The sequence below is a fragment of the Kitasatospora sp. NPDC094019 genome, from assembly GCF_044764505.1.
Taxonomy (GTDB): Bacteria; Actinomycetota; Actinomycetes; order Streptomycetales; family Streptomycetaceae; genus Kitasatospora.
The window spans coordinates 1-26955 of sequence record NZ_JBIWIF010000028.1 but is presented as its reverse complement, the minus strand read 5'-3'; the positions used below and the strand labels follow the sequence as shown (position 1 = coordinate 26955).

General features: G+C 71.6%; 23 protein-coding genes and 1 pseudogene. 8 read left to right on the top strand and 16 right to left on the bottom strand.

Annotated elements, in window-relative coordinates:
• Window positions 1-35: 35 nt before the first annotated feature.
• Together ACIQ9P_RS36580 and ACIQ9P_RS36575 are read left to right on the top strand one after the other, a co-directional pair.
• A complete protein-coding gene (locus ACIQ9P_RS36580; protein ID WP_402366029.1) occupies window positions 36-812 on the top strand; it encodes a response regulator transcription factor in 777 nt (258 codons plus the stop codon).
• A complete protein-coding gene (locus ACIQ9P_RS36575; RefSeq protein ID WP_402366027.1) occupies window positions 809-2311 on the top strand; it encodes a sensor histidine kinase in 1503 nt (500 codons plus the stop codon). The genes ACIQ9P_RS36580 and ACIQ9P_RS36575 overlap by 4 nt, the downstream gene beginning before the upstream one ends.
• Window positions 2312-2427: 116 nt before the next feature.
• On the opposite strand, the gene ACIQ9P_RS36570 is transcribed toward ACIQ9P_RS36575, so the two are convergent.
• The 6 genes from ACIQ9P_RS36570 to ACIQ9P_RS36545 all read right to left on the bottom strand — a co-directional run bounded on the left by ACIQ9P_RS36570 (window position 2428) and on the right by ACIQ9P_RS36545 (window position 10250).
• Window positions 2428-4221, bottom strand: a complete 1794-nt coding sequence (locus tag ACIQ9P_RS36570; protein WP_402366025.1) for a bifunctional metallophosphatase/5'-nucleotidase — start codon at window positions 4219-4221, stop codon at window positions 2428-2430.
• Between the two features lie 247 nt (window positions 4222-4468).
• The gene (locus tag ACIQ9P_RS36565; protein WP_402366023.1) at window positions 4469-5818 is read right to left on the bottom strand and encodes an ATP-binding protein; all 1350 of its coding nucleotides are present in this window, start codon (window positions 5816-5818) and stop codon (window positions 4469-4471) included.
• A 38-nt stretch (window positions 5819-5856) separates the two neighbouring features.
• Window positions 5857-7431, bottom strand: a complete 1575-nt coding sequence (locus ACIQ9P_RS36560) for an SCO6880 family protein (RefSeq protein ID WP_402366021.1) — start codon at window positions 7429-7431, stop codon at window positions 5857-5859.
• Window positions 7432-7437: 6 nt separating this feature from the next.
• Window positions 7438-8418, bottom strand: a complete 981-nt coding sequence (locus ACIQ9P_RS36555) for a hypothetical protein (RefSeq protein ID WP_402366019.1) — start codon at window positions 8416-8418, stop codon at window positions 7438-7440.
• 373 nt (window positions 8419-8791) lie between these two features.
• On the bottom strand, window positions 8792-9619 hold the full coding sequence (locus ACIQ9P_RS36550) for a hypothetical protein (protein ID WP_402366017.1): 828 nt from the start codon (window positions 9617-9619) through the stop codon (window positions 8792-8794).
• 280 nt (window positions 9620-9899) lie between these two features.
• On the bottom strand, window positions 9900-10250 hold the full coding sequence (locus ACIQ9P_RS36545; protein ID WP_045941228.1) for a hypothetical protein: 351 nt from the start codon (window positions 10248-10250) through the stop codon (window positions 9900-9902).
• A 248-nt stretch (window positions 10251-10498) separates the two neighbouring features.
• On the opposite strand from ACIQ9P_RS36545, the pseudogene ACIQ9P_RS36540 reads away from it, so the two are divergent.
• Window positions 10499-11491, top strand: a pseudogene (locus ACIQ9P_RS36540) (NlpC/P60 family protein); the annotation flags it as partial.
• A gap of 397 nt (window positions 11492-11888) precedes the next feature.
• Window positions 11889-12626, top strand: a complete 738-nt coding sequence (locus ACIQ9P_RS36535) for a phosphatase PAP2 family protein (protein ID WP_402366015.1) — start codon at window positions 11889-11891, stop codon at window positions 12624-12626.
• Window positions 12627-12676: 50 nt separating this feature from the next.
• Here the strand turns inward: ACIQ9P_RS36535 and ACIQ9P_RS36530 are convergent, their stop codons facing one another.
• Window positions 12677-12868, bottom strand: coding sequence for a hypothetical protein (locus ACIQ9P_RS36530; protein WP_402366013.1), 192 nt, complete (start codon window positions 12866-12868; stop codon window positions 12677-12679).
• Window positions 12869-13030: 162 nt separating this feature from the next.
• On the opposite strand from ACIQ9P_RS36530, the gene ACIQ9P_RS36525 reads away from it, so the two are divergent.
• Together ACIQ9P_RS36525 and ACIQ9P_RS36520 are read left to right on the top strand one after the other, a co-directional pair.
• The gene (locus ACIQ9P_RS36525) at window positions 13031-13939 is read left to right on the top strand and encodes a hypothetical protein (RefSeq protein ID WP_402366012.1); all 909 of its coding nucleotides are present in this window, start codon (window positions 13031-13033) and stop codon (window positions 13937-13939) included.
• Window positions 13940-14111: 172 nt separating this feature from the next.
• Window positions 14112-14336, top strand: coding sequence for a hypothetical protein (locus ACIQ9P_RS36520; RefSeq protein WP_402366010.1), 225 nt, complete (start codon window positions 14112-14114; stop codon window positions 14334-14336).
• A gap of 50 nt (window positions 14337-14386) precedes the next feature.
• Here the strand turns inward: ACIQ9P_RS36520 and ACIQ9P_RS36515 are convergent, their stop codons facing one another.
• Entirely contained in the window at window positions 14387-14782 is a 396-nt protein-coding gene (locus ACIQ9P_RS36515; protein WP_402366008.1) for a metal-sensitive transcriptional regulator, read from the bottom strand.
• Window positions 14783-15226: 444 nt separating this feature from the next.
• Between ACIQ9P_RS36515 and ACIQ9P_RS36510 the strand changes: the two genes are divergently transcribed.
• Together ACIQ9P_RS36510 and ACIQ9P_RS36505 are read left to right on the top strand one after the other, a co-directional pair.
• Window positions 15227-15847 (top strand): DUF47 domain-containing protein, encoded by a 621-nt coding sequence (locus ACIQ9P_RS36510; RefSeq protein ID WP_030312623.1) that lies wholly within the window; start codon window positions 15227-15229, stop codon window positions 15845-15847.
• A gap of 5 nt (window positions 15848-15852) precedes the next feature.
• Entirely contained in the window at window positions 15853-16851 is a 999-nt protein-coding gene (locus ACIQ9P_RS36505; protein WP_402366006.1) for an anion permease, read from the top strand.
• 138 nt (window positions 16852-16989) lie between these two features.
• Here ACIQ9P_RS36505 and pstB read toward each other — a convergent pair whose 3' ends face one another.
• The 8 genes from pstB to mshD all read right to left on the bottom strand — a co-directional run bounded on the left by pstB (window position 16990) and on the right by mshD (window position 26837).
• Window positions 16990-17766 (bottom strand): phosphate ABC transporter ATP-binding protein PstB, encoded by a 777-nt coding sequence (gene pstB, locus ACIQ9P_RS36500; RefSeq protein ID WP_402366004.1) that lies wholly within the window; start codon window positions 17764-17766, stop codon window positions 16990-16992.
• Window positions 17767-17836: 70 nt separating this feature from the next.
• Window positions 17837-18913, bottom strand: coding sequence for a phosphate ABC transporter permease PstA (pstA, locus tag ACIQ9P_RS36495; RefSeq protein WP_402366002.1), 1077 nt, complete (start codon window positions 18911-18913; stop codon window positions 17837-17839).
• A gap of 76 nt (window positions 18914-18989) precedes the next feature.
• Window positions 18990-19967: a phosphate ABC transporter permease subunit PstC gene (pstC, locus tag ACIQ9P_RS36490; RefSeq protein WP_093861441.1), complete on the bottom strand. Its 978-nt coding sequence runs from the start codon at window positions 19965-19967 to the stop codon at window positions 18990-18992.
• 149 nt (window positions 19968-20116) lie between these two features.
• Window positions 20117-21250: a phosphate ABC transporter substrate-binding protein PstS gene (gene pstS / locus ACIQ9P_RS36485; RefSeq protein ID WP_402366000.1), complete on the bottom strand. Its 1134-nt coding sequence runs from the start codon at window positions 21248-21250 to the stop codon at window positions 20117-20119.
• 243 nt (window positions 21251-21493) lie between these two features.
• Window positions 21494-21973, bottom strand: a complete 480-nt coding sequence (locus ACIQ9P_RS36480; protein WP_402365998.1) for an NUDIX hydrolase — start codon at window positions 21971-21973, stop codon at window positions 21494-21496.
• 16 nt (window positions 21974-21989) lie between these two features.
• Window positions 21990-23075: a CHAD domain-containing protein gene (locus ACIQ9P_RS36475; RefSeq protein WP_402365996.1), complete on the bottom strand. Its 1086-nt coding sequence runs from the start codon at window positions 23073-23075 to the stop codon at window positions 21990-21992.
• Between the two features lie 242 nt (window positions 23076-23317).
• A complete protein-coding gene (locus ACIQ9P_RS36470) occupies window positions 23318-25495 on the bottom strand; it encodes an RNA degradosome polyphosphate kinase (RefSeq protein WP_402365994.1) in 2178 nt (725 codons plus the stop codon).
• A gap of 319 nt (window positions 25496-25814) precedes the next feature.
• Window positions 25815-26837: a mycothiol synthase gene (gene mshD / locus ACIQ9P_RS36465; RefSeq protein WP_402365992.1), complete on the bottom strand. Its 1023-nt coding sequence runs from the start codon at window positions 26835-26837 to the stop codon at window positions 25815-25817.
• Between the last annotated feature and the right edge of the window lie 118 nt (window positions 26838-26955).

Genomic DNA, 26955 nt, shown 5'->3' with positions numbered 1-26955 from the left:
GCAGGGCCTCCCGCCACCAGAAAGGGCAACCGCCGATGACCCCGTCCGCCGACGACCGCACCCCCGCCGAGTCCGGGCAGCAGACCACCGCCCGGCTCCTCGTGGTCGACGACGAACCCGCCCTCCGGGACGCCCTGGAGAGCAGCCTCGTCTTCGAGGGCTACGAGGTCGCCACCGCCACCGACGGCTACGAGGCCCTCGAATCCGTCGAACGCGACCGGCCGGACCTCGTCCTGCTCGACATCATGATGCCCCGGATGGACGGCCTCACCGCCGTCCGCCGGATGCGCTCGCGCGGCGACACCGTCCCGGTCCTGATGCTCACCGCCCGCGACGCCGTCGGCGACCGGGTCACCGGACTCGACGTCGGCGCCGACGATTACCTCGCCAAGCCCTTCGAACTCGACGAGCTGCTCGCCCGGGTGCGCGCCCTGCTGCGGCGCAACGCGCTCGCCACCGAGGCGGCCGCCCGGGCGGCGGCCGTCGAGGAGGAGACCGACGTCCTGGCCTTCGCCGACCTGCGGATGAACACCGCCACCCGCGAGGTCACCCGGTCCGGCCACCCGGTCGAACTGACCCGCACCGAGTTCATGCTGCTGGAGATGTTCCTCGCCCACCCCCGCCAGGTGCTCACCCGGGAGCAGATCCTCAAGGCGGTCTGGGGTTTCGACTTCGAACCCTCGTCCAACTCGCTGGACGTGTACGTGATGTACCTGCGCCGCAAGACCGAGCAGGGCGGCCTGCCCCGGGTCATCCAGACCGTCCGCGGCGTCGGCTACGCGCTCCGCCCGGCCGCCGGCACCGCGGCGTGAGTCCCACCGTCCCGCCGCCGCCGCTCGCCCCACCGCGCATCCCGCGACGCCGCGGCCGCCTCGGCACCTGGTACCGCGCCCGCTCCCTGCGCAGCCGGTTCGCCCTCCTCACGGCGGCGGCGGTCGCGGTGGCGATCGCCGCTTCGGCGCTGGCCTGCTGGTTCATCGTCGAACGCAAGCAGTACGACCTGGTCAAGCAGGACCTCGCCAGTGCTCCCCCGCTGCCCCCGGCCCCGCCGCCCCTCACCAAGCTCGTCTGCGGCAAGACTCCCCGCGAGGCCCTGGCCAAGGTGCAGGCCATGCCGATCGTCTCCAGCGACCCGCCGCGCTTCGACTCCCAGGTGGTCACCACCGACCTGTCCACGGTCTGCCTGCGGAACACCTCGACGCGGGCGATCGAGCTCCTTCCGGGCGACCGGGGCATCCTCACGCTCAAGGCCGGCGACTCCCGGACCCGTTCGGGCAGCTACACCGACGGCACCCCCGCGCTGGTCAAGGTGGCCTGGTACTACGACCGCGACACCGGTGACAAGGTCATCGTGCTGAACGCGCTCTCGACCAAGCCGGTCGAGGAGTCCCTCCGCCAACTCGCCTTCCTGCTCGGCGGCGTCGCCCTCGGCGGCATCATCCTCGCCGCCGTCGCCGGGCGGCTGGTGGCCCGCTCCGCCCTCAAGCCGGTCGACCAGCTGACCGACGCCGTCGAGCACATCGCCCGCACCGAGGAGGTCGGCACCACCATCGCGGTCCAGGGCGACGACGAGATCGCCCGGCTCTCCACCTCGTTCAACTCCATGAGCACCGCGCTCGCCAACTCCCGCGAACGGCAGACCCGGCTGATCGCCGACGCGGGCCACGAGCTCCGCACCCCGCTCACCTCGCTGCGCACCAACGTCGATCTGCTGATCCGCAGCGACGACACCGGCCGCCCGCTCCCGCCAGCCACCCGCACCAAGCTGCTCGGCAACATGAAGGCCCAGATGCAGGAGCTCACCGTGCTGATCGGCGACCTGCTCCAGCTCTCCCGGCCGGACTCCCCGAAACCGGTCCGCACCCTCTCGGTGGTCGCCCTGCACGAGATCGCCGAACGGGCGGTCGAGCGCGCGAAGCTGCGCGGCCCGGGGCTGGTCTTCGAGACCTCCACCGAGCCCTGGTTCGTGCACGCCGACGCCGCCGGACTGGAGCGAGCGGTGATCAACCTGCTGGACAACGCGGTCAAGTACAGCCCGCCCGGCGGCACCATCGCCGTCCGGCTCGACCAGGGTGTGCTGACCGTCCGCGACCACGGGCCGGGCATCCCTCAGGACGAGCTGCCGTACGTCTTCGACCGGTTCTGGCGCTCCCCGTCCTCGCGGCAGCTCCCCGGCTCCGGCCTCGGCCTGTCGATCGTCGCGCAGAGCGTCCGGGAGGCCGGCGGCGAGGTGTCGCTCGGCCCGGCCCAGGACGGCGGTCCCGGCGCGCTGGCCACGGTCCGGCTCCCCGGCGGCCCTTCCCCCTCCTGAGGCCGAGCACCCGGGCGCCCGTGGTCGGGCACGGCCGGGCCCGCCGGGCACGAAAAAGGGGCGGGACGCCCCGACAGCGCCCCGCCCCGGCCGGCTCACGGCCGGCGACCCCCGACTCAGTCGGTGACGCCGCCCGGGCCGATGACCTTGATGCGGTCCTGCGCCGGCGCCTTCAGCGGCGCGGCGGCCGAGCTGTTGGCACCGAGGTAGGCGGCGAAGACGTCCAGGTCGGAGGCGCCGACGAGCTTGTCGGTACCGGCCGCGAAGGCCGGGAAGCCGTCGCCGCCGCCGGCCAGGAACTCATTGGCCGCGACCCGGTACTTGGCGGCCGGGTCGATCGGCGCGCCACCCAGGCGGATCGAGTCGACGACGACCCGGTCGGCACCCTTGTTGCGCATGTCCAGGGTGTAGGTGAGGCCCTTGGACGACTGCAGGATCTTCGGCGAGGCGTCGTTGGCGCCGCTCACCTGCTGCTGCAGCAGCTGGATCAGCTGGGCCCCGGTCAGCGTCTTGACCTGCATCATGTTGGTGAACGGCTGGACGGTGAACGCCTCGCCGTAGGTCACCACACCGTCGCCCTCGCTGCCGCTCTGCTTGTAGACGAGGTCGGAGCGGATGCCGCCGGGGTTCATGAAGGCGACCTGCGCGCCACCCTTGTCGGGCGCCGCGAGGCCGGCCTGCTGGGCGTCGGCGATGACGTCGCCGAGCGGCTTCTCCGGGTCGTTGTTGCCACGGCCGTTGATGTCCGAGGCGATGTAGCCCAGCGGACGGTTGGCGATCGGGGCGGCGAGCTTGGAGTAGTGCGAGATCAGCTCCGTCATGTCCGGAGCCTTCTCGACGGTCCGGCGCACGATGTGGTTCTCGGCCTTGACCGACGGGCGCACGATCGCGCCGCTGGTCTTGTCGAGCTTCAGGTCGATCTCGGTGTAGAGCCGGCCGAAGGAGGCCGCGCTGGTCACCGAACGCGGCACGCCCTGCGGGTCGGGGATGGTGCAGGAGTACGCGTTGTGGGTGTGGCCGGTGACGATGGCGCCGACCGCCGGGTCGATCTTCTTGGCGATGTCGACGATCGGGCCGGAGATGCCCTCGCCCGCCGCGCCGCAGTCGTAGTTGTAGGTGCTGCTGGCCGGCAGGCCGCCCTCGTGGATCAGCGCGACGATCGAGTTGACGCCCTTGGCCTTCAGCTCGGCGGCGTACTTGTTGATCGTGCTGACCTCGTTGGCGAACTTGAGGCCCTTGACGCCCTCGGCGGTCACGATGTTCGGCGTGCCCTCCAGGGTGACGCCGATGAAGCCGACCTTCACGCCCTGCGACTTGGTCACCCAGTACGGGGCCAGCAGGGGCTTGCCGGTCTTCTCGTTGGTGACGTTGGCCGAGAGGTAGTTGAAGTTGGCGCCCTTGAACGTGCGCCCCTCCTCGTAGCAGCCGTCGGTCGGGTGGCAGCCACCGTTCTGGAGCCGGAGCAGCTCGGCGGAGCCCTCGTCGAACTCGTGGTTGCCGACCGAGGTGACGTCCAGGCCGAGCTTGTCGAGCGCCTCGATGGTGGGCTCGTCGTGGAACAGCGCGGAGGTCAGCGGCGAGGCGCCGACCAGGTCGCCGGCCGCGACGGTGATCGAGTCGTCCGCGGGGATGCGGGCCTGGCGCAGCGCGGTGGCCAGGTACTCGATGCCGCCGGCCGGGGTGTTGACCGGCTGGCCGGTGGCCGGGTCGATCTCCCGGATGGTGCCGGAGGATCCGGCCGGGGGCTCCAGGTTGCCGTGCAGGTCGTTGATGGCCAGCAACTGGAGGTTGACGGTCTTGGGCTTCTTGGCGGTCGCGGCCTGGGCCGCGGACGGCATGGCCACCGTGCCGACGAGGCCGGCGGCGGCGACGACGGCCAACGCCGACCGTCGGGTTCTGACGGAGAGCATGTAGGGGGTCCCCTGCACCTGTGAGAGCGCCCAGCTGTGGACAGGCCCGGGCGCGCGAGACGAGTGTCGTTGCGCGAGTGCAGCCTAGGGTCAACGCGCGTAGCTGTCAGGCCCCTGGACGTAACGACAGGGTTACCTGCTGACGAATCGTCGTCGGACTCTGTCCGCCGCTCCGCCCCCGCACGGGGCGCCGGGAGACGGCGACCCGGAGGCCCGGGACGGCGCCCCGGGCCGGTCGGCCCCCCGCTCAGATCCCCGGCTCGGCCGCCAACTGATGGTCGGCACGGACCCGTTCGGCCACCGCGTCCTCGGTCATCGCCCGGTCGGTGTAGACCAGTGGGCGCTCCGCCTCGGTGATGATGTGCTTCACCACCTGGACGTTGCCGTTGACGTCCCAGACCGCGATGCCCGGCGAAAGTGTGGGGATGATCTCCACCGCCCAGCGGGGCAGGCCGAGCACCCGCCCGGTGGCCCGCGCCTCCTCGGCCTTCTGCATGTAGATCGTCCTGGTGGAGGCCATCTTGAGGATCGCCGACGCCTCCTTGGCCGCCGCCCCGTCCACCACGTCCGACAGGTGGTGCACCACGGCCACGAAGGACAGGCCGAGCCGGCGGCCGAACTTCAGCAGCCGCTGGAACAGCTGCGCCACGAAGGGGCTGTTGATGATGTGCCACGCCTCCTCGACCAGGAAGATCCGCTTCTTGCGGTCCGGCCTGATCCAGGTGTGCTCCAGCCACACGCCGACGATCGCCATCAGGATCGGCATCGCGATCGAGTTGCGGTCGATGTGGGACAGGTCGAAGACGATCAGCGGCGCGTCCAGGTCGATGCCGTCGGTGGTCGACCCGTCGAACATGCCCCGCAGGTCACCGTCCACCAGGCGGTCCAGCACCAGCGCCACGTCCAGGCCCCAGGACTGCACCTCGTCCACGGCCACCCCGAGCGACTCCACCGAGGAGAGCTCGGGGCTGCGCAGGGTGTCGATGATGTCGTCCAGCACCGGCTGGCGGTCCAGCACCGTCGCCACCACGTGCGCGTGCGCGGCCTTCAGCGCGAAGCCGGCCCGCTCCTCCAGACCGCGCCCCATCGCCACCTCGACGATGGTCCGCAGCAGCGACAGCTGCCCGGTCTGGGTGATCGCCGGGTCCAGCGGGTTCAACTTCACCCCGCCGTCCCTGGCGGCCATCGGGTCCAGCCGGATCGACTTTATGCCCAGCGCGTTCGCGATCAGGTTCCACTCGCCGACCCCGTCCTCGCCCTGCGCGTCCAGGACCACCACCTGCCGGTCCCGGAACCGCAGCTGGCGCAGCACATAGGTCTTCTCCAGCGCCGACTTGCCGTTGCCGGACTCCCCCAGCACCAGCCAGTGCGGGGCGGGCAGCTGCTGGCCGTACAGCTGGAACGGGTCGTACACGTACCCCTTGCCGCTGTACACCTCGCGCCCGATGATCACCCCGGAGTCGCCCAGCCCGGGCGCGGCGGTCGGCAGGTACACCGCCTGCGCCTGCCCGGTCGAGGTGCGCACCGGCAGCCGGGTGGTCTCCACCTTGCCGAACGCCAGGCTGGTGAACGCGTCGGTGAGGTTGCCGATCGCCATACGGGGGCCTCCAGATCAGTCGCTCGGCCGGGATCCGCTCAGCGGCGGATACCGGTGGCGAACGGCAGGGTGTTGACGAACGCGCGGTGGTGCTCGCGGTCGCACCACTCCAGCTTCAGATAGCTCTTGCCGGCCGAGGCCCGGATCGTCCGCTTGTCCCGGGCCAGCGCCTCCGGACTGCGCGAGGAGACCGTGATGTACCCGACCAGGTTGACGCCGGCCGCGCCGGACGCCAGGTCGTCGCCCCGCTGGTCCACCCGGCCGGTGTGGGCCAGGTCGCGCGGGTCGACCGTGCGGTTCATCTTGGCGGCGCGGCTGGCCTCCGCCTCGTCGTTGGTCTTCTCGGTCAGCATCCGCTCGATGGCGACATCGGTGGGCTCCAGGTCCATCGTCACCGCCACCGTCCGGATCACGTCCGGGGTGTGCACCAGCAGCGGCGCCAGGAAGTTGACGCCGACCGGGGTCAGCGGCCACTCCTTGACCCACGCGGTGGCGTGGCACCAAGGCTCCCGGGTCGCCGACTCCCGGGTCTTCGCCTGGAGGAACTGCGGGTGCGTGGCGTCCAGCTCGGCCGGCCAGGCGTTGCGCCTCGACATCGCCTGGATGTGGTCGATCGGGTGGTCCGGGTCGTACATCGAGTGCAGCAGCGAGGAGAGCCGGGCCTGGCCCAGCGGCTGCCGCACCCGGATGTCCGCCTCCGCCAGCCGGGCGCAGATGTCGGTCAGCTCGCGGGCCATCACCGCGGCGAGGCCCTCGTCGTCCCGGGCCCTGCGGTCGGTGGCCGTCCGCCCCATCGCGTGTGCCTCGGCGGCGAGGTCCCGGGTGTAGTGCATGCACGCCACCAGGTAGGCCCGGTGCTGCTCGGACGAGGTCGACACCATCGACTGCAACTGGTCGTACGAGTCCTTCAACCAGTTCGGCGCTCCCGGGTCGCCGCGCCGCTCCACGTCCTTGGCGTGCGCGTCCGGGTCGGCAGGCAGGGTCCGGGCCAGGATCTGCAGCCGGGTCACGAAGCCGTCCCCGTTCGCGACGTGCTTCAGCAGCGTCCCGAACCGGTCGACCAGCGCCTCCTGGTCCTCCGAGTCGCGCAGCCCGACACCCGGGCCCTCGATCTCGATCGCCGCCGTCACCGTGCGCCGCTCCAGGTGCATCAGCACCCCGACCTCGTCCGGCCCGAACGGCGCCGACAGCCAGCGCAGCCGCCCGACCCCGGGCGGCGGGCCGATCTCCACCTCACGGCCGTCCAGCCTGGTCCCGGCGTCGACCGCGTCCGACTTCCACACCGCCCGACCGCTGCGGACCGTCCGCCGGTAGGTGCGGTTGATCTCCACCCACTTGTAGAACGTCCGGCGCCGGTAGGGCACGTACACGGCGGCGATCGCCAGCATCGGCAGACCGACCAGACCGGCGATGCGCAGCGGCAGCACCGGCATCAGCAGACCCCAGAGCATGCCGAGGAACGCGCCGAAGATGATCAGCACGATCTCGCCGGACTCCCGGTTCCGGCCGATCGGCGCGTTCGGGCGGGCCTTGCCGATCAGGTAGGTGCGGCGCTGGTGCACGTACGGCTGGGCGTACTGGGCCCCGTACTGTCCGAGCGGTTCGCTGCTCACTGGACGTCACCCTCCCTTCGCTGGATTGCTGTCACGGACCGGACCCGCGGACTGGGCCGGCGGCCCCGCCTGCGGCGGTGGCGAGGGCGCCCGGGAGGCGTGGGCGGCGATGCCCGGAGCGACCGAACCACCACCGGCACCCCCGCCACCACCGCCGCCCGCCCCCGGTCCCCGGTCGCCGTGCGTGCTGATGCCCTGCCGCATGAAGTTCGCGGTCCCGTTGATCATCGCCGACCCGGCCGACACCGCGCTCGCCCGGGCGTGGCGCATGTTCATGATCTCGTCGCCGAAGCCCGGCACGAAGCGGTAGACGGCCGCGCTCGCGAAGATCGACAGGAAGAGGATCGCCAGCCCCGACAGCACCCGGGCGAAGTCGTCGCTCGCCCCCGCCCCGGCCGACACCGCGCCGGCCAGCCCGAGGATGATCACGATGATCGGCTTCGCCAGATCCACCGCCAGCATCACCCCCGCCCAGCGGCGCACGTGCTTCCACAGCTGCTTGTCCACCAACCCGGCGTACACCGCCGTCCCCAGCAGCGCGCCCACGTACAGCATCGCCGCCCGGATCAGCAGCTCGATCCACAGCACCGCCGCGGCCAGCACCGCCACCAGCGAGGTGATGATCAGGATCAACGGCCCGCCGCCGATGTCACCCTTCTCCAGGGTGTCCGCGAACCCGCCCAGGTACGTCCCGGTGTCCGACTTCGTCCCCACCGCGATCGCCTTGGTCAGCCCGTCGGTCGCGCTCACCACCGTGTAGAGGATCAACGGCGTGAACGCCGACGCCACCACCGTCAGCCAGAGGAACCCGATCGCCTCCGAGATCGCCGTCGTCAACGGCGCCCCGCGCACCGCCCGCTTGGTCACCGCGAGCAGCCACAGCACCAGCGTGACGATCGTCGAGGCGGCGAACACCACCGCGTACTGCTGCAGGAACGACGCGTTGGTGAAGTCCACCTCCGTCGTCCCGTCGATCGCCCCCGACAACTTCCGCACCACCCACGACGCCGCCTGCGCACACCCCTTCGCCAACGCCCCCAACGGATCCGTCACGGACCCGACGGTCCCACTCCCGGGGAGGGAGGCCCCACCGCCGGGCTTGTCCACGCAGAGAATCCCGTTGCCGGAAATGGGGAGGTCAGGACAGTTCGCGTTGGGCGTGGCGGTCCCCGACGGCGACGGGCTCCCCGTCGGTGACGGCTCGGCGAAGACGCGCTGTGCCGCGAGCAGGGCCGCGAGCTGCACGGTCGCCAGCGCTCCCACCAGCGTCCCCGCGCGGCGGACGGCGGGCCGGACGGCACCGTCGGCGGCCCCCCTCCCGCGCCCCGCTCGGCGGCCGGACGACGGATCGGCGGTCAGGTCAACGGGCATAGCGGAAACCCCCGAGCTGCTGGACGGCGCCGGTGATCTCCTCGGCGGTGGCGGCCTGTTCGTCGCCCGGCATGGGCGCGGGCCCCTGCCGGCTTGCGTAGTCCGTGAGCTTCCAGTCGTCACCCGTCCAGCGCAGGTCGAGGGTGAGCGTGAACCAGCTCGCCACCACCGGCTGCACCGAGCGCTCGCCGGCCAGGCCGTTCAGGCCGGTGCACCAGACCTCGACCTTGGTCTCGGCGTCGCTGTAGCCGACCGACCTGGCGCCGACCGGGACGGTGCGGCTGACGAAGGTGAGGCCCTTGGGCGCGCGGCCCTGGGCGTCCAGTCCGTAGCGTGCCACGGTGTCGGCGCCGAACCCCTGGTCGAGCCGGGACTGGAGGGCCTGGGCCGCCGCCGGGTCGGCGATGGTGGTGACGATGGTGTGGCGGCTGTCGGTGCGGAACATGTCGGCGGAGCCGATGGCCACGGCGTAGTTCGCGGCGGCGGACTGGGCACCCTGGTCGGTGTGCGGGTAGCCGGCGGCGATGCCGTTGACGGTGCCGGTGGCCGGCCGGTCGCCGCTGGGCGCGGGGCCCGCCCCGGAGGTGGCGCTGGGCGCGGCGGCCCGGTCGGCGGAACGGCCGGTGGCGGCGGTGGTGCCGGGGTCGGGTTTGCCCCGGTTGGCGATGGAGATCGCCAGCACCAGCAGGGTGACGACCAGCAGGACGGTCAGCAGGGTCCGCAGTGGTCGCGCCTGACGGGCGCTCATCTGCGACGAGGGCTGTTCGCCGACCGGCAGCCGCGTTCGGGTGTGCGGCTGGTCGTCGGACAACGGCACGGCGGCCCTCCTGGTGCGGGGAGCCGGGGGGTGGCTCCGGGGGCCCTCCGACCGTGGACGGGCGGGAGGGAAGGGGTGGTGGATGGATTCCCGGCGTGGCGCCGGGCATGCACGGCTGCCCGGTCGGACAGTCCGGCAGTCGGACGGTCAGACGATCGGACAGGTCGACCGGCAAGGAGGCCGCGCCGTCCGCCGGTGCGTCACGACGGTCCGCCCTGTGGGCACCGTCGGCTCCGCCCCGGCTGTCCGCTCCGCCTGTCCGGCCCGCGCTGCCCGATCGTCAGATCGCCATGCCGTAGACAATGGTGAACAGAGTGCCAAGTGATCCAATGATGAACACGCCGGTCAGGCCCGCGATGATCAGCCCCTTGCCCTGTTCGGCACCGAAACTGTCACGCATCGCGGTGGCGCCGATCCGCTGCTTGGCCGCACCCCAGACAGCGAGACCGAGGCAGGCCAGGATGGCCACGGCCATGACGACCTCGACCATCACCCGGGCCTCGGAGCCGAGACTCGCGAACGGACCCCAGTCCGGTGCGATCCCACCGATGATGGTGTCGATATTCGGCTTCTTTGGAGGGTCCTCGGCCAGGTGGCCGATCGCGATGCTGTGCACGCTGCTCTGGTTCATTTCCATCTCACCGCCCGATCAGGCAAATTCAAGGGCCCAGACCCCGCCCGCGCGAAGGGTCGGTACCTATTCTTGGCCAGATCTGATGTCGACTTGGCTGCTTCTCGCGGATTGGTCGTGAGGCATCGGACATGTACGCGAGGATGTCCACCGTACGAAGGATAGCGCTCACTCTTTGTATCTCTGATGATTGCGGTGAGCAACGCCTTCCGGGACACTTCGACTGACGATTCGTCGGGATGGTGCTGATGGTACTCCGGAAGGGCGCTACGGCCGCCGCTGCCGCAGGAGTTGTCCTGGTCGGCTTTGTCGGGCTGGTGACGTTCGGGACGTATGCGGCGAGCGGGACTCCGCAGCGTCAGGGCAATGCCGCCGGGCTCTCCCCGGGAACCGTTCCGGCCGCGTACCAAGGGCCGATCGAACAGTGGGGCCGGCTCTGCCCCGACCTCTCCCCTCCGTTGCTCGCGGCGCAGTTGTACCAGGAAAGCGGTTTCGACCCGCGGGCCCGTTCCGGGGTCGGGGCCGAGGGATTGGCGCAGTTCATGCCGGGCACCTGGGCGACGTACGGCACGGACGGCAACAACGACGGCCGGAAGGACCCCTGGGAGCCGCTGGACGCGATCGCCTCGGCGGCCACCTTCGACTGCGCGCTCGCCACCTACGTCGGCAAGGTCCCGGGCGACCGCCAGTCGAACATGCTGGCCGCCTACAACGCCGGGCCGGGCGCGGTGACGAAGTACCAGGGTGTGCCCCCGTACCGGGAGACCCAGGGCTACGTCCGGAACATCCTGGCCACGGCCCGCAGCTTCGCCGCCCCGGTCGCGCCGGTGGAGGTCTCCGCGCAGTCGGCGGGCGCCATCTACTTCGCCCAGGGCAAGCTCGGCACGCCGTACCTGTGGGGCGGGGACGGGCTGGCCTGGCAGAACGGGCGGTTCGACTGCTCGGGGCTCACCCGGGCGGCGTTCGAGAGCGTCGGCATCACCCTGCCCCGGGTCGCCAACGACCAGTGGTACGCGGGCCCGCACCCCTCCCGGGACCAGCTGCGGCCGGGGGACCTGGTGTTCTGGGCGACCGATCTGACCGATCCGCGCTCCATCCACCACGTGGGCATCTACGTCGGCGGCGGCTACATGATCAACGCCCCGCACACCGGCGCGGTGATCCGCTACGACAAGATCGACACCAAGGAGTACATCGGGGCCACCCGGGTGACCTCCGACGCCGCCGAGGCCCTGCCGACCCGCAACGCCGAGGGCGGCGTGGTCGCCCCGAGCCGCCCCGGCGACCCGGCTCCGACCCAGACCCCCACCCAGACCCCCGCCCCGACCCAGGCCCCGTCCACCCCGGCGGCCCAGGTGGCGCAGGCGGCCCCGGCCCTCCGGCCGACCGCGGTCGCCGCCACCGGGCCGGCGGGTTCCGGTCAAACCCCCACAAAGAACTGATCCCCGGCCACCCGCCCGGTGTGCGTGCGGCGTGGACGCTGAGTCAAGTTTCCATAACCGCGTGTTTCCGTGGAACGCTGTCCGTCGGTCATGACGTTGTGTCCGTTGGCTTCCCGTCAGCCGCCCCGATCGGGGCGGCCGCGGACGGCCACCGGCCGGAACGACCCAGGTGCAGCGGAGCAGAAGGAGGTACGGCGTGTCGACGCCGCTTGCCGACACGACCAACCCCGACCTCGGCCTGCTCTACGCCGTCAACGGCCTGGCCAAACACGCCCCGGCCCGACTGGACCACCTGGTCTCCTGGATCGGCGAGTACGGCATCCTGATCGGCCTCGCCCTGCTGGGCCTGGCGGGCTGGCTGCAGGCCCGGCGGCGACCGGACGCCCCGGTGGCCGTCGCGGGGCTGCTCTGGGCCCCGCTGTCGGTCGCCATCGCCGAACTCGCCAACCTGCCGATCGCGGCGATCGTCGACCGCCCCCGGCCCTTCGTGGACCACCCCGACCTGGAGGTGCTGGTCGAGGGCAAGGCCGGCACCTACTCCTTCGTCAGTGACCACTCCACGATGTCGATGGGCATCGCGGTGGCGCTCTTCCTGGTGAACCGCCGGCTCGGCTGGATCGCCGGCGGCCTGGCCCTGCTGCAGGGCTTCTGCCGGATGTACATGGGCGTCCACTACCCCACCGACGTGATCGGCGGCTTCGCGCTCGCCGTCGCCGTGGTGCTGCTGCTGGCGCCGATCGCGATGGCCGTACTGGTCCCGCTCTGCCACGCCCTGACCCGCACCCCGCTGGCGCCGCTGATCCGGGCCGGACGGCGCGGCGGGCCCGGCGGCGGCCGGGGTCCCGGGCGCGGTGGACGGGAGCGGCGCGGCGGCGGGGCCCGCGGCCCGGTCCGCACCGAGGAACCGCGCCCCGAGTCCGACCTGGCGGCCTGACCCGGCGGACGACCCGCCCGACGGACCGGCCCCGTCCCGCCGGGCGGCCGCTATCCCGGGGAGGCACCCTCGCCGGTCAGATGGTCGTCGGCCTCGCGGCGGGCCAGGTCGCGCGAACGCCGGGCCGGGGAGAACCAGCCGCAGCTGCAGGTCGCGAAGCAGAAGGAACCGCGTTCACTGATCTCGACGCGGTGCTCGGGCATCCGGACGGTGCCGGGAACGTCCGGCAGCTCACTGTGCACGTGGTTCACGGTAACGCGCCGGACCACCGGCGCGCGACGTCCGGAACGCGCCGGGTCCCGCGTAACCCCTCGCACCCCAACTCGTTTGCCCGGAAAGAGCTCTGCCCACCCCCCGGTGGCCGGCGGGGCAGTCGGGCCCGAGGGGGTTTCGCGAGGATGAAGATGACCGACCAGCAGCGCACCGGCCGGACGGTCGGCCGGGCCGAGCGGCGGCGGCCGGCGGCGGGGGCCGTACTGCTCGCCGCCGTCCTGGCCGGCACGGCCGGACTCGCCGGCTGCTCGCCGGACGGCGCCGGGGGTGCCTCGGCCGACCAGCAGGCGAGCAGCACCCCGGACCAGCTCGCCGCCGATCCGCTGACGGCGGTCCGCGGCACCGCGGACATCACCGGCCGCGCCGGCTCGGCGCGCGCCGCCACCGAGCTGGTGACCGAGTCCGCCGACAAGAAGGCCGTCTTCACCGGCACCGGCGGCTACGACTACGTGAAGCGGATCGGCCGGCTGGAGGTGGAGGTGCCGCCCGGTGCCGCGACCACCGGCAAGATCGTCGAGGTGCTCCTGCCCGGCACCGTCTACCTCCAGAACAGCGGCGCCAAGGTGCCGGAGGGCAAGTGGGTCAAGCTGGACGTCCGCCAGCTGCCGGACGGCAACCTGGTCAGCGGCGGGGCAACCGACCCGGCCTCGGCCGCGGGCGCGCTGCGCGGGGCGCAGAAGGCCGAGCAGGTCGGCACCGAGACCGTCGACGGAGTGCCGCTGAAGCACTTCCGCGGCACCCTGGACCTCGCCAAGGCGGCCGACGCCACCGGCGGCCGGGGCGGGGACGGCCTGCGGATGGGGGCGCAGACCTTCACCGTGAAGGACGTGCCCTACGACGCCTGGCTGGACGACCAGGGCCGGCTGCACAAGGTGGTCGAGGTCTTCACCTTCGCCGGGGTCGCCGGTTCCAAGGAGGCGAAGGACCAGGTGAAGGTGGTCTCGACCACCACGCTGTCGGACTTCGGCAAGCCGGTGGAGGCCGCCGAGCCCGCCGCCTCGGAGATCTTCACCATGAAGCCCGGTGAGAACCCGAAGTAGCTCGGCGTGGGAGGCCGCCGGTCCGGGTGGGCCCGGGAGTCCGGGAGCCCACCCGTTTCGGCGGCGCCGAGATGGCCCGTCCGTGCCATGTGGACGGGCTCCGAAGTGCCTAGGCTGGACGTCGGGTGGCTGCCGCCCGGGCTGGTGAGGCGCTGAAGGGGTGGTGCAGGTGATGGCGTCCACGGGCGACCGCAACGGCGGCCACGACGACGCGGCCCTCGACGAGATCGAGCTGGCCGGTGAGCTGATGATCGCCGCCACGGCCAGCAGCGGTGACCGGCTGCCGACCGAGCGGATCGACGAGGTGCTGCTCGACCGGACCGACGGCGAGCGGACCGACGGGCCGGGGCGGGACGTGCCCGACGCGCGGACGTCGCCGGACCTGCGGAACCCGTAGGCCCCGCGGCACCCGGACCGTCACCACCGGCCGCGCCGGCCGCGCCGGGCTCAGCTGCGCAGCAGTCGGCCGATGGCCGCGGTGGCCTCGGCGACCTTGGCGTCCAGCTCCGTCCCGCCCTCCTCCGCGGCGGCCGCGACGCAGTGCCGCAGGTGCTCCTCCAGCAGCGAGAGCGCGAAGGACTGCAGCGCCTTGGTTCCGGCCGAGACCTGGGTGAGCACGTCGATGCAGTAGACGTCCTCGTCGACCATCCGCTGGAGGCCGCGGATCTGGCCCTCGATCCGGCGCAGCCGCTTGAGGTGGGCGTCCTTCTGGGCGCTGTAGCCGTGCGGCCCGTGACCGGTGTGGGCGTCGGCGGCGGCCGCGTCCGGGGAGACCGCGTGCTCGCCCTGCGGTTCCGCCCCGGGCGCCTGCTCCGGCCCGGTACGCGCTTGCGTGGTGGTCATCGGCCCGCCTTCGTCTGGGTGCCTGGGTGGCTGCGTCGGCCTCCAGTGTCCAACACCCGGGCCCGTCGTGGTGTTCCTCCGGCGCCACCGGCCCGGGGCGGGACGGCGACAGGACGGCACCAGGACGACGGCGGGGCGACGGCGGGCCCGGGCCGGGACCGGAGCCGGGAACGGGGCCGGGGGCGGCCTCGTCGGCTCCCGGTCGGCCCCGGGTTCCCCCGTCCGGGGAACACCCCGCCGTTCCGCCCGCACGGCAGGGGCAATCCGGGCGAGGTTCCGTCAGACTGGGGACTCACGCCCGTACCTGTGGTGCATCGGACCCACTGCTGCGGCAGCCGAACGGAAGGGGAGGTTCCGGCTCCTTTTCGGCCACCCCGTTTGCGCGACCACGCGCTGTTGCACCTAGCATCGTTCAGTCCCCTACCCCGCACATCGGAGATTTCCGTGCGTTTTAGCCTGACCCCGAAGGAGACGAGTTTCTACGACATGTTCGCCGCCGCCGCGGAGAACCTGGTCGTGGGCTCGAAGCTCCTGCTGGAACTGCTGGGATCAGACGTGTCGGCCCGCGCGGAGATCGTCGAGCGCATGCGCGCCGCCGAGCACGCCGGAGACGACACCACCCATGCGATCTTCCACCAGCTGAACTCGTCCTTCATCACGCCCTTCGACCGCGAGGACATCTACAACCTCGCCTCGTCGCTGGACGACATCATGGACTTCATGGAGGAGGCCGTCGACCTGGTCGTCCTCTATGACATCCAGACCCTGCCGAAGGGCATCGAGCAGCAGATCGAGGTCCTGGCCCGCGCCGCCGAGCTGACCGCCGAGGCGATGCCGAACCTGCGGAGCATGTCCAACCTGACCGAGTACTGGATCGAGGTCAACCGGCTGGAGAACCAGGCCGACCAGATCCACCGCAAGCTGCTCGCCCACCTCTTCTCCGGCCAGTACGAGGCGATCGAGGTGCTCAAGCTCAAGCAGGTCGTGGACGTCCTCGAACAGGCCGCGGACGCCTTCGAGCACGTCGCCAACACGGTGGAGACCATCGCGGTCAAGGAGTCCTGACCCCCGTGGACATGGCAGCACTCATCGCCGTCGTCGGCGTTGCGTTCTTCTTCACCTACACCAACGGCTTCCACGACTCGGCCAACGCGATCGCGACCTCGGTCTCCACCCGGGCGCTGACGCCCAGGGCGGCGCTGGCGATGGCCGCGGTGATGAACCTGGCCGGCGCGTTCCTGGGCAGCGGGGTGGCCCACACCGTCTCCCAGGGCATCATCGCGACCCCGACCGGCAACCAGGGGATGGCGATCCTGTTCGCCGCGCTGGTCGGCGCGATCGCCTGGAACCTCGTCACCTGGTACTTCGGCCTGCCCTCCTCCTCCTCGCACGCGCTGTTCGGCGGCATGGTCGGCGCGGCCCTGGCCGGCGGCACCGAGGTGATCTGGAGCGGCGTCATCGACAAGATCATCATTCCGATGATCGTCTCCCCGGTGGTCGGCCTGGTCGGCGGCTTCCTGGTCATGCTGGCGATCCTCTGGATCTTCCGCCGGGCCAACCCGCACCGGGCCAAGCGCAACTTCCGGGTCGCGCAGACCGCCTCGGCCGCCGCGATGGCGCTCGCGCACGGCCTGCAGGACGCGCAGAAGACGATGGGCATCGTGGTCCTGGCCCTGGTGATCTCGGGGCACGAGGACCAGGGCGACCCGATCCCGGTGTGGGTGAAGATCTCCTGCGCGGCCATGCTCTCGCTCGGCACCTACGCCGGCGGCTGGCGGATCATGCGCACCCTCGGCCGGAAGATCATCGAACTCGACCCGCCGCAGGGCTTCGCGGCCGAGGCCACCGCCTCGACCGTCATGTACATCACCTCGTTCGTCTTCAAGGCGCCGATCTCCACCACCCACGTGATCACCTCGGCGATCATGGGCGCGGGTGCCACCAAGCGGATCCGCGCGGTGCGCTGGGGCGTCGCCAAGAACATCGTGCTCGGCTGGTTCATCACCATGCCGGCGGCCGCCCTGGTCGCGGCGCTGATGTACTGGTTCGTCCACCTGTTCTGGGGCTGACCGGACCGCCGCCCGGACGCGACAGGGCCCGCCCCCCAGATCTCGGGGGGCGGGCCCTGTCCATGCTTCGCGGCGGCACCGCCATGCAGCACCACGAAGCAGCCTGTGACGCGCTGCTCGCGCGGTCGTCCGGCCGGTTTAGCCGAAGCGGCCCGAGATGTAGTCCTCGGTCGCCTGCACGGACGGGTTGGAGAAGATCCGCTGGGTGTCGTCGAGCTCGATCAGCTTGCCCGGCTGGCCGACGCCCGCCAGGTTGAAGAAGGCGGTGCGGTCGCTGACGCGGGCCGCCTGCTGCATGTTGTGCGTCACGATGACGATGGTGAACTGCGACTTCAGCTCGCCGATCAGGTCCTCGATGGCGAGGGTCGAGATCGGGTCGAGGGCCGAGCAGGGCTCGTCCATCAGCAGGACCTGCGGCTCGACCGCGATGGCGCGGGCGATGCAGAGACGCTGCTGCTGACCGCCGGAGAGGCCGGCGCCCGGCTTGTTCAGCCGGTCCTTGACCTCGTTCCAGAGGTTGGCGCCCTGGAGGGACTTCTCCACCACGCCGTCCAGCACGGACTTCTTGCGCACACCCGCGAGCTTGAGGCCGGCGACCACGTTGTCGTAGATCGACATGGTCGGGAACGGGTTGGGGCGCTGGAAGACCATGCCGACCGAACGGCGGACGGCGACCGGGTCGACGCTGCTGCCGTACAGGTTCTCGTCGTCCAGGAGCACCTTGCCCTCGACGCGGGCGCCCGGGATCACCTCGTGCATCCGGTTGAGGGTCCGCAGGAAGGTGGACTTGCCGCAGCCGGAGGGGCCGATGAAGGCCGTCACGGAGCGGGGTTCGATCGCCATCGAGATGTCCTCGATGGCCTTGGTGGAGCTGTAGTAGGCGGACAGTCCGCTGACGTCGATGCGCTTGGCCATGGTCGTTCGTCTTCTTTCGCCCGCGGCCGGGGGCCGCTGATAGATGCTGTGTCGTACGTCAGTCGGTCGCTCAGTGCCCGGCCTTGGGCGAACGCCAGCGGGCGATGCCCCGGGCGACGAGGTTGAGCCCCATCACGAAGGCGATCAGCACCAGGGCGGCACCCCAGGCGCGGGCGTAGCCGTACTGGTTGTTCACCTGGGAGTACTGCAGCCAGATGTACATCGGCAGCGACTGCTGCGGCCCGTCGAACGGGTTGTTGTTGATGTAGTCCGCGCCGAAGACCAGCAGCATCACCGGTGCGGTCTCACCCGTGATGCGGGCGACCGCGAGCATCACACCGGTGGTGATGCCACCGATGGCGGTGGGGATGACGACCCGCAGGATCGTCTTCCACTTCGGCACGCCGAGCGCGTACGACGCCTCGCGCAGCTCGTTCGGGACGAGCTTGAGCATCTCCTCGGTGGATCGGACCACGACCGGCAGCATCAGGATGGCCAGCGCGAGGCTGCCCGAGAAGCCGGAGTAGTTGAAGCCGAGGGCGAGGTTCCAGACGGACAGGATGAACAGACCGGCGACGATCGACGGGACACCCGTCATGACGTCGACGAAGAAGGTGACCGCCTTGGCCAGGTTGCCCCGGCCGTACTCGACCAGGTAGACGGCGGTCAGCAGGCCGATCGGGGCGGCCATCAGGCTGGCCAGGAAGACCTGCTGCAGGGTGCCGATCAGCGCGTGGTAGATACCACCGCCGGGGCCGGAGGCCCGCACACCCCGCATCGAGTGGGACAGGAAGTTCCCGTCCACCACCTTGGCGCCCTGCTGGACGGTGTAGATGGTCAGGGCGAGCAGCGGGATCACGGCCAGGATGAAGGCGACCCAGACCACCGAGGTGGCGAGCCGGTCCTTGGCCTGGCGGCGGCCCTCGACCTGCGCCGAGAGCACGTAGCTGATGACCACGAAGAGGATCGCGGAGATCAGGCCCCACTGGAGCTTGCTCTCCAGGCCACCGACCGCGCCGATGCCGCAGCCGAGGGCGATGGAGCCGGCCGCCACCGCGGGCGGGGTCCACTTGGGCAGCCGGTTGGCGGTCAGCGGACGGCCCAGCGGACGGGCGTCCGCCGGGACGGACGTCGTAGCGGCGCTCATGCGGCCTTCCTCGCTTCGCTCGTCAGGGCGCTTTCGCGCGACCCGCGCCTTTCGATGGTTCGCTGGCTGCGCTCGCTCACGCGTTGGCCCCCGAGTACTCCTTGCGGCGGGCGACGATCAGCCGCGCGGCACCGTTCACCAGCAAGGTGATGACGAACAGGACGAGACCGGAGGCCATCAGCGCGTCCCGGCCGAAGGGCTGGGCCTCGCTGAACTTCAGCGCGATGTTCTGCGCGAAGGTGCCGCCGCCCGGGTCGAGCACGTGCAGCGACAGGACGCTGCTGGAGGAGAGCACGATGGCGACCGCGATGGTCTCGCCGAGCGCACGGCCGAGGCCGAGCATCGAGGCCGAGATGATGCCGGGGCGGCCGAACGGCAGCACCGCGGTGCGGATCATCTCCCAGCGGGTCGCGCCGAGCGCGAGCGCGGCCTCCTCGTGCATCCGCGGCACCTGCCGGAAGATCTCACGGCTGACCGCGGTGATGATCGGGAGGATCATGATCGCCAGCAGGATGCCGACGGTGAACAGGTTGCGCGGGGTGGTCGCCCGGGACTGGTCGAAGATGTACGTCCAGCCGAGGTAGTCGTCCATCCAGCTGGTCAGGCCCTCCAGGTGCGGCACCAGGAAGAGCGCGCCCCACAGGCCGTAGATGATGCTGGGCACGGCTGCCAGCAGGTCCACCAGGTAGGCGAACGGCTGGGCGATCCGGCGCGGCGCGTAGTGGGAGATGAACAGCGCGATCCCGATCGCCACCGGCACCGCGATCGCCATCGCGATCGTCGCGCTGACGATGGTGCCGAACACCAGGACGGCGATGCCGAAGACCGGCTTCGGGGCGTCCGGCGTCCACTCGAAGGTGGTGAAGAAGTTGCCCTCGTTCTTGCTCAGGGCGATGCCCGAGCGCCAGGTCAGGAAGCCCGCGATGGCGGCCATGACCACCAGCAGCAGGATGCCCGACCCGCGGGACAGGTTCATGAAGATCTTGTCGCCGACCCGGCTGTCGCGCCGGCGGCGCTCCCCGCCGGGCGGGGCGGCAGGGGTGTTTGAAGTCATTGGTCTACTCCGGTCTGGTGGTGCGGCCCCGAGGGGGCGGCACCATGGCGGCGGTGCCCCGGACGTGGTGCGTACGTCGGTACGTTCCGCTGGGGACGGCCCCGGCCCCCCTCGTTCACGGGGCCGCCCCAGCGGAAGGTGCTACTGGATCAGGCGAGGGCCTTGACCGCGGCGGTGACCTTGCTGGTCAGCTCCTTCGGCAGCGGGACGTAGCCCGCGTCGCCGATCGCCTTCTGGCCGGCGTCGCTGATGGAGTAGCCCAGGAACGCCTTGAGGGCGTCCAGGGTGTCGGCCTTGTTGCCCTTGTCGCAGACGATCTCGTAGGTGACCAGGACGATCGGGTACGAGCCCTCGTCCTTGGTCGCGTAGTCGAGGGTCAGCGCCAGGTCGCTGCCGGTGCCGGCGATCTGCGCCTTGGCGAAGGTGTTGGCGGCGTTGACCGCGGTGGCCTCGACCGGCTTGGCGGCACCGGTGTTGATGGCGGCGCTCTTCAGGTTGTTGGTCTGGGCGAACGACAGCTCGGCGTAGCTGATCGAGTTCTTGACCTGCTTCACCTGGGCCGAGACGCCGGCCGAGCCGCTGGCGCCCTGGCCGCCCTTGCCCGCCCACGCCTTGCTGGCCGGGTAGGACCAGGCGCCGCCCGAGGTCTTGGCGAAGTACTTGGTCAGGTTCTCGGTGGTGCCCGAGTCGTCGGTGCGGTGGAACGCCTGGATGTCGGCGTCCGGCAGCTTGGCGCCCGGGTTCAGGGCGGCGATGGCCGGGTCGTTCCACTTGGTGATCTGCGAGTCGAAGATCTTCGCGGTCGTCGCGCCGTCCAGGACGAGGTTGTCGACACCCTCGACGTTGTAGACGATCGAGATCAGGCCCGCGACGACCGGCAGGTTGATGCCCTGGCCACCGGTGCAGACGGCCTTGCTGGCGTCGACCTCGGCCGGCTTCAGCGCCGAGTCCGAGCCGGCGAACTGGATCTTGCCCTGGTTGAACTGCTGGACACCGGCACCCGAGCCGCCGCCACCGTAGTTGATGGTGGTGTCCTTGCAGGCCGCGCCGAAGTTGTTCTTCAGGATGTCGATCGCGTTGCCCTGGGCGGTGGAGCCGGCAGACACCAGGGGGGCCTGCTTCGGGCCGCAGTCGATCGCCGGGGCGGCGGAGGAGCCGCTGCTGCCGGTGGATGCGGTGGTGTTGTTATCGTCCGAGCCGCAGGCCGCGAGCGACAGCGAGCTGACGAGCGCCATGGCACCGATCGCGAGGGCCTTGGAGCGGCCGTTCCGCTGGAGCTTCACAGGTGTCCCTTTCTGTGGCATTGCCCGACGCGCGGGTCGTGGCCAGCACGACGCAGCACGGGTTTTGCTGAGGTCCGGGGCCCGTTCGGCCCGCCGGTGATACCGAAAGTAAGCCGGGCAGGTGACGCGTCAGCCGGTCGTAAGTGAACGCAGAGTGAACCTCGGACGGATGACAGGAAACTACGTCAGGTAGTAACGGTTGCGTCACGGCAAGAGCGCGGGGAGATCACTTCCATTCTTCCTTCACGACTCGGACCCCCGCGAACGCACCGGCCTGGCCCCCAACAGCTCCAGCAGCGCGTCCACCAGCCGCCGGTCCCGCTCGTGGGTCAGCCGGGCCCGGGCCTTCCCCGCCGGCAGCCACTCCAGCAGGTCCACCTCCCGGTTCGGCCGGAACGCCCCCTCCGTCGGCACCGCCGCCCAGTACCGGACCTCCTTCGGCCGGCCCTGCGCCAGATAGTGCTGGGTCGGCAGCTCCTCTCCCAGCACGCAGGAGAACCCGGTCTCCTCCCGCACCTCGCGCAGAGCCGCCTCGACCACGCCCTCGCCCGGGTCCAGCTTCCCCTTCGGCAGGCTCCAGTCGTCGTACTTCGGCCGGTGGATCACCGCCAGCCGCGGCCGGCCCAGCCGCCCGCTCCGCTTCGGACGCCCCGGCAGCCAGAGCACCGCCCCCGCCGCCAGCACCACCGGCCCACGACCGGACGGCCACCGGTCCACCCGCACCGGCCGCCCGCCCACCTCAGGCCGTCCGCGATTCCGGCGCCGACCCCCAGCCCTCGGCCGGCGGCAACTCCAACCACGCCTCCGCCCCCGGCGGCAGCTCCGGCCAGCGCCGGCCGAAGGCGTACCGCGCCGCCTCCACCTCCAGCCGCTGATCGGCGTGCACCACGCCCAGCACGTACGCCGTCGCCGGAGTGATCCGCGGCGTGCGCGCCGCCGTCGCCGCCGTCACCGCCGCCTCCGACGCCTCCTGGTGCCGCAGCAGCACCCGGTCCAGCTCGTCCAGCACCGCCGACGGCCGCCCGCACACCTCCAGCGCGTACCGGGCCCGCTTCACCAGCACCCCGGTCCGGTGCCACGGCGCGTCGTCCGCGGCCAGCGCCGCGTCCGCGTCCTGCGCCCCCCGCGCACTGGGCACCGTCCCCAGCCGGCGCAGACCGTCCCCCCCGTACGGCGTCGCCGCCCGCTGCAAGGGCAGCAGCTGGGTGCTCGCCGCCAGCGCCCCGAACGCCGCCGCCGCCTGCGGCATCAGCACCGCCCCGGCCCGGCCCTCCGCCGGCTTCGCCAGCGGCGCGTCCGCCACCAGCAGCGTCATCCGGTCCGCCAGGGCGTGCAGCCGCGCCGACCGCAACTCCTGCAGCACCGTCGAGTGCGCCCTGGTCCGGGCCAGCGTGAGCTGCCGGTCCAGCAGCGCCCGCGCCTTGGGCGCCCCCGCGTGACCGGCCAGCATGCCCGGCCCCTCCGTCTCGCTGCCGCTCAGCCCGTCCAGCGCGCCCAGCAGCCGGGCCGACCGCCGCACCAGGCCCGGCTCCAGCGCCAGCAGGTTCAGCAACCAGGACAGCTCGGTGCGCGACTCCTGCACCCAGCCCGGCTCGAAGGACCCGCCGAAGGTGTGCAGCAGCCCGCCGATCCGCCGCACCGCCCGCAGCAGGTCCCCCGTGCCCGCGGCCGGGACGGCCGCCGCACCCGGTCTCGCGCCGACCTCGCCCACCGCCAGCGGCAGGGCGCGCAGAAACGCGCCCGCCAGGCCGGTGAGATGGCTGGAGAGGATGTCCCCGGCGGTCGCGGTGGAGGCCGCCTGGGCCGTCATCGGCGCTTCGGTCATGGCTAGCTGGATCCCCGTTCCCCCGGGGCCGTCCCCGGGGCTGGTGGCCGACCGCTCAGCGGGTCCCTGCCGCTCAGCGGATCGCGTCGGTGGGTCGCGCGGTCGCGTCGTCGAATCACGTGCCGCCGCGTCCCCCGGCCGCGTGGCCCGCACCGTTCGGTCCGGTGCGGGCCACGCCGCGCGGTGTCGCGGCTCACGTCGTCACGTCCGGGCGTCGGCGGGGTCGTGGCGGCGACCCGCGGTCATCTGGCCGTGACGACCCGACGACGCTGACGCGAGTCGATGAGAAGGTCCTGGACGTGCCGCAGCTGCTTGCCGTCGGCGTCCTGGGCGTGCCGGGTCCAGGACCCGTCCGCCCCGAGGTGCCAGGACTCAGTCTCGTCCGACATCCCGAGGTCGAGCAGACCGGACAGCTCGGCCCGGTGCGCCGGGTCGGTGATCCGCAGCAGCGCCTCGATCCGGCGGTCCAGGTTGCGGTGCATCATGTCGGCGCTGCCGATCCAGACCTCCGGATCGCCGTTGTTGCCGAACACGAAGACCCGCGAGTGTTCCAGGAACCGCCCCAGGATGCTGCGCACCCGGACGTTCTCGCTCAGCCCCGGCACCCCCGGCCGGATCGCGCAGATGCCGCGCACCCACACGTCCACCTGCACCCCGGCCTGCGAGGCCCGGTACAGCGCGTCGATCACGGCCTCGTCGACGATCGAGTTGAGCTTGAGCTTCACGTGCGCCGGACGCCCGGCCCGGTGGTTGGCGATCTCGTTGTGGATCCGCCCCACCAGGCCGTCCCGCAGCCCGCGCGGCGCGGTCAGCAGTCGGCGGTAGGACTCGCGGCGCGAGTAGCCCGAGAGTCGGTTGAAGAGGTCCGAGAGGTCCGCGCCGACCTGCGGGTCCGAGGTCAGCAGACCGAGGTCCTCGTAGAGCCGGGCGGTCTTCGGGTGGTAGTTGCCGGTGCCGACGTGCGAGTAGCGGCGCAGGGTGTCACCCTCCTGCCGGACCACCAGCGACAGCTTGCAGTGCGTCTTCAGGCCGACCAGGCCGTAGACCACGTGGCAGCCGGCCTCCTCCAGCTTGCGGGCCCACTTGATGTTGGCCTGCTCGTCGAAGCGCGCCTTGATCTCGACCAGGACCAGCACCTGCTTGCCGGACTCCGCCGCGTCGATCAGCGCGTCGACGATCGGCGAGTCCCCGGAGGTCCGGTACAGCGTCTGCTTGATGGCCAGCACGTCCGGGTCGGCGGCGGCCTGTTCCAGGAACGCCTGCACCGAGGTGGAGAAGCTGTCGAACGGGTGGTGCAGCAGCACGTCCCGCTCGCGCATCGCGACGAAGATGTCCGGCTGCGAGGCCGACTCGACGTCGGTCAGGCCCCGCGCGGTGCCCGCCACGAACTTCGGGTACTTCAGCTCCGGCCGGTCCAGCCCGGCGATGCCGAACAGTCCGGTCAGGTCGAGCGGACCGGGCAGCGGGAAGACCTCCGCCTCGGTGATGTTCAGCTCCCGCACCAGCAGGTCCAGGATGTAGGGGTCGATCGACTCCTCGACCTCCAGCCGCACCGGCGGGCCGAAGCGCCGCCGCATCAGCTCCTTCTCCAGAGCCTTGAGGATGTTCTCGGTGTCGTCCTCCTCCACCTCCAGGTCCTCGTTGCGAGTGACCCGGAAGGCGTGGTGGGCGAGCACCTCCATCCCCGGGAAGAGCTCCTCCAGATGCGCCCCCATCACGTCCTCCAGCGGCACGTACCGCTGCGGGGACGCCTCCAGGAAGCGCGCGAGCGACTGCGGCACCTTCACCCTGGCGAAGTGCTTGTGCCCGGACACCGGGTTGCGCACGACGACGGCCAGATTGAGGGAGAGCCCCGATATGTAGGGGAAGGGGTGCGCCGGGTCCACCGCCAGCGGGGTGAGGACCGGGAAGATCTTCTGCCGGAACAGCGAGTGCAGCCGCGCCTGCTCCTTCTCGGCCAGCTCCGGCCAGCGGACCACCTCGATGCCCTCGGCCGCGAGGTCCGGCAGCACCTCCTGCTGGAACGCGGCGGCGTGGCGGGCCATCAGCTCGCGCGACCGGGTCCAGATGAGGTCCAGCACCTCGCGCGGCTGGAGGCCCGAAGCACTGCGCTGGGCCACGCCGGTGGCGATCCGGCGCTTGAGGCCGGCCACCCGGACCATGAAGAACTCGTCCAGGTTGCTCGCGAAGATCGCCAGGAACTTGGTGCGTTCCAGCAGCGGGATCCCCGGGTCCTCGGCCAGTTCCAGGACCCGCTCGTTGAACGCGAGCCAGCTCCGTTCACGGTCCAGGAAACGGCCCTGCGGCAGTTCCTCGGCATCCTGCTCGTCGGTGACGGTCGGCTCCGGCGGTATCCCCAGCGCGCTGGACATCCGCGCGGGAGGGGAGGGCGGGGCAGGGACGGGGCGGGGGATGCTCATGGGCTCCAGCTCCTCCAGCAGGATGGCGTCCGGACACGAAATACTCTTCGGGCCGTCGCCCTCGCCCGTCACCGACGCCCACCCACCCGGCGCGGTCGCCACAGCACCGGCCACGTGTTGGCCGACGCTGCACGAGCGAGACACTACGGACTTCATCCTGTGATCTTCGCGGCATTAATTGAATCCACGGTAAACACCGCATGGCCAGGAGGAAAGCTGAGGCGGTCGGTGCCGCGGCAGCGGGTGCACAACCGTTGCCGCGGCCTCGTTCTCTCCGCTAGGCGGCGCCGGGGCGCCCTTTTCCAACCGTCACTCTCCGTTACGCGGAAGGGGTCGGCGGAACGGCCCCGGCCGACCCGGTTCCGGCGCGGTACATCAGGTCGATTTCATGCACGGTGAACCCGAGCCGTTCGTACACCCGCACCGCCGCCGGATTGTCCGCGTCGACGTACAACAGCACCGTGTCGAGCCCGCGCTCGCCGGCGGCGGCGTCGCGACCCGTCAGATGGCGCAGACCGGCCGCGGTCAGCGCCCGGCCCAGGCCGCCGCCCTGCTCCGCCGGATCGACACCGACCACGTACACCTCGCCGAGCTCGGGCTCGGTGGCGGTGGCGGGGTGCACCTTCGTCCAGTGGAAGCCGACCGGCTTGCCGTCCCGGGTCGCGAGGAAGAAGCCCGCCGGGTCGAACCAGGGCTCGGCCAGCCGGTCGGCGAGGTCCGCCCCGGTCCAGGAGCCCTGCTCAGGGTGATGGGCGAACGCGAGCGCGTTCAGCCGGAGCCACTCGGCGTCGTCCTCACCGGGGCGGAAGGTCCGCAGCTCGATCCCGGCCGGAAGCGGGGCCTCCCCGGTCTGCGGGCCGGTCCGGCGCATCTGCCGCAGCTCGCGGACCAGCTCGGCACCATAGGCATCGGCCAGGTGCCGGGCCGCCGGATGGCCGCCGTGCACCCAGAAGTCGACATGGTCCCGGCCCGCCCTGCCCGCCTCGGCCAGCACGGCGTCCACCAGTGGCCGGCCGAAGCCGCGGCCCCGGGCGGCCGGGGCGACGAGGAGCTCGGCGGCCGGGTTGCTCCCGCCGCCCTCGGGAACCTCCAGCTGGCCGTAGCCGACGACGTCCGCAGTGTCGCCGCCCGGGCCGGCGAGCGCGAGGAAGTGGGTCACCCCGGGCCGGGCCGTCTCCGGGGAGCGCAGGCGGAGCCGTCCCTGCTCGGACACGGCCGCCCGGCCGTCCGCGACCTGGGCCTCCGCCAGGACCTTCAGAGCCACGTCCCGCTGTGCCGGCCGCAGTACGTCGGAGGCGAGGACCGCGGTCGTGTCGCCCGTTGTTGCCGTTCCATCGTCCATGCCCTGACGATACGTCAACGGTCAACGCAAAGAACCCCCGTCGGTTTCCCGACGGGGGTTCTTCACAATGATTGTTCGGCGGCGTCCTACTCTCCCACAGGGTCCCCCCTGCAGTACC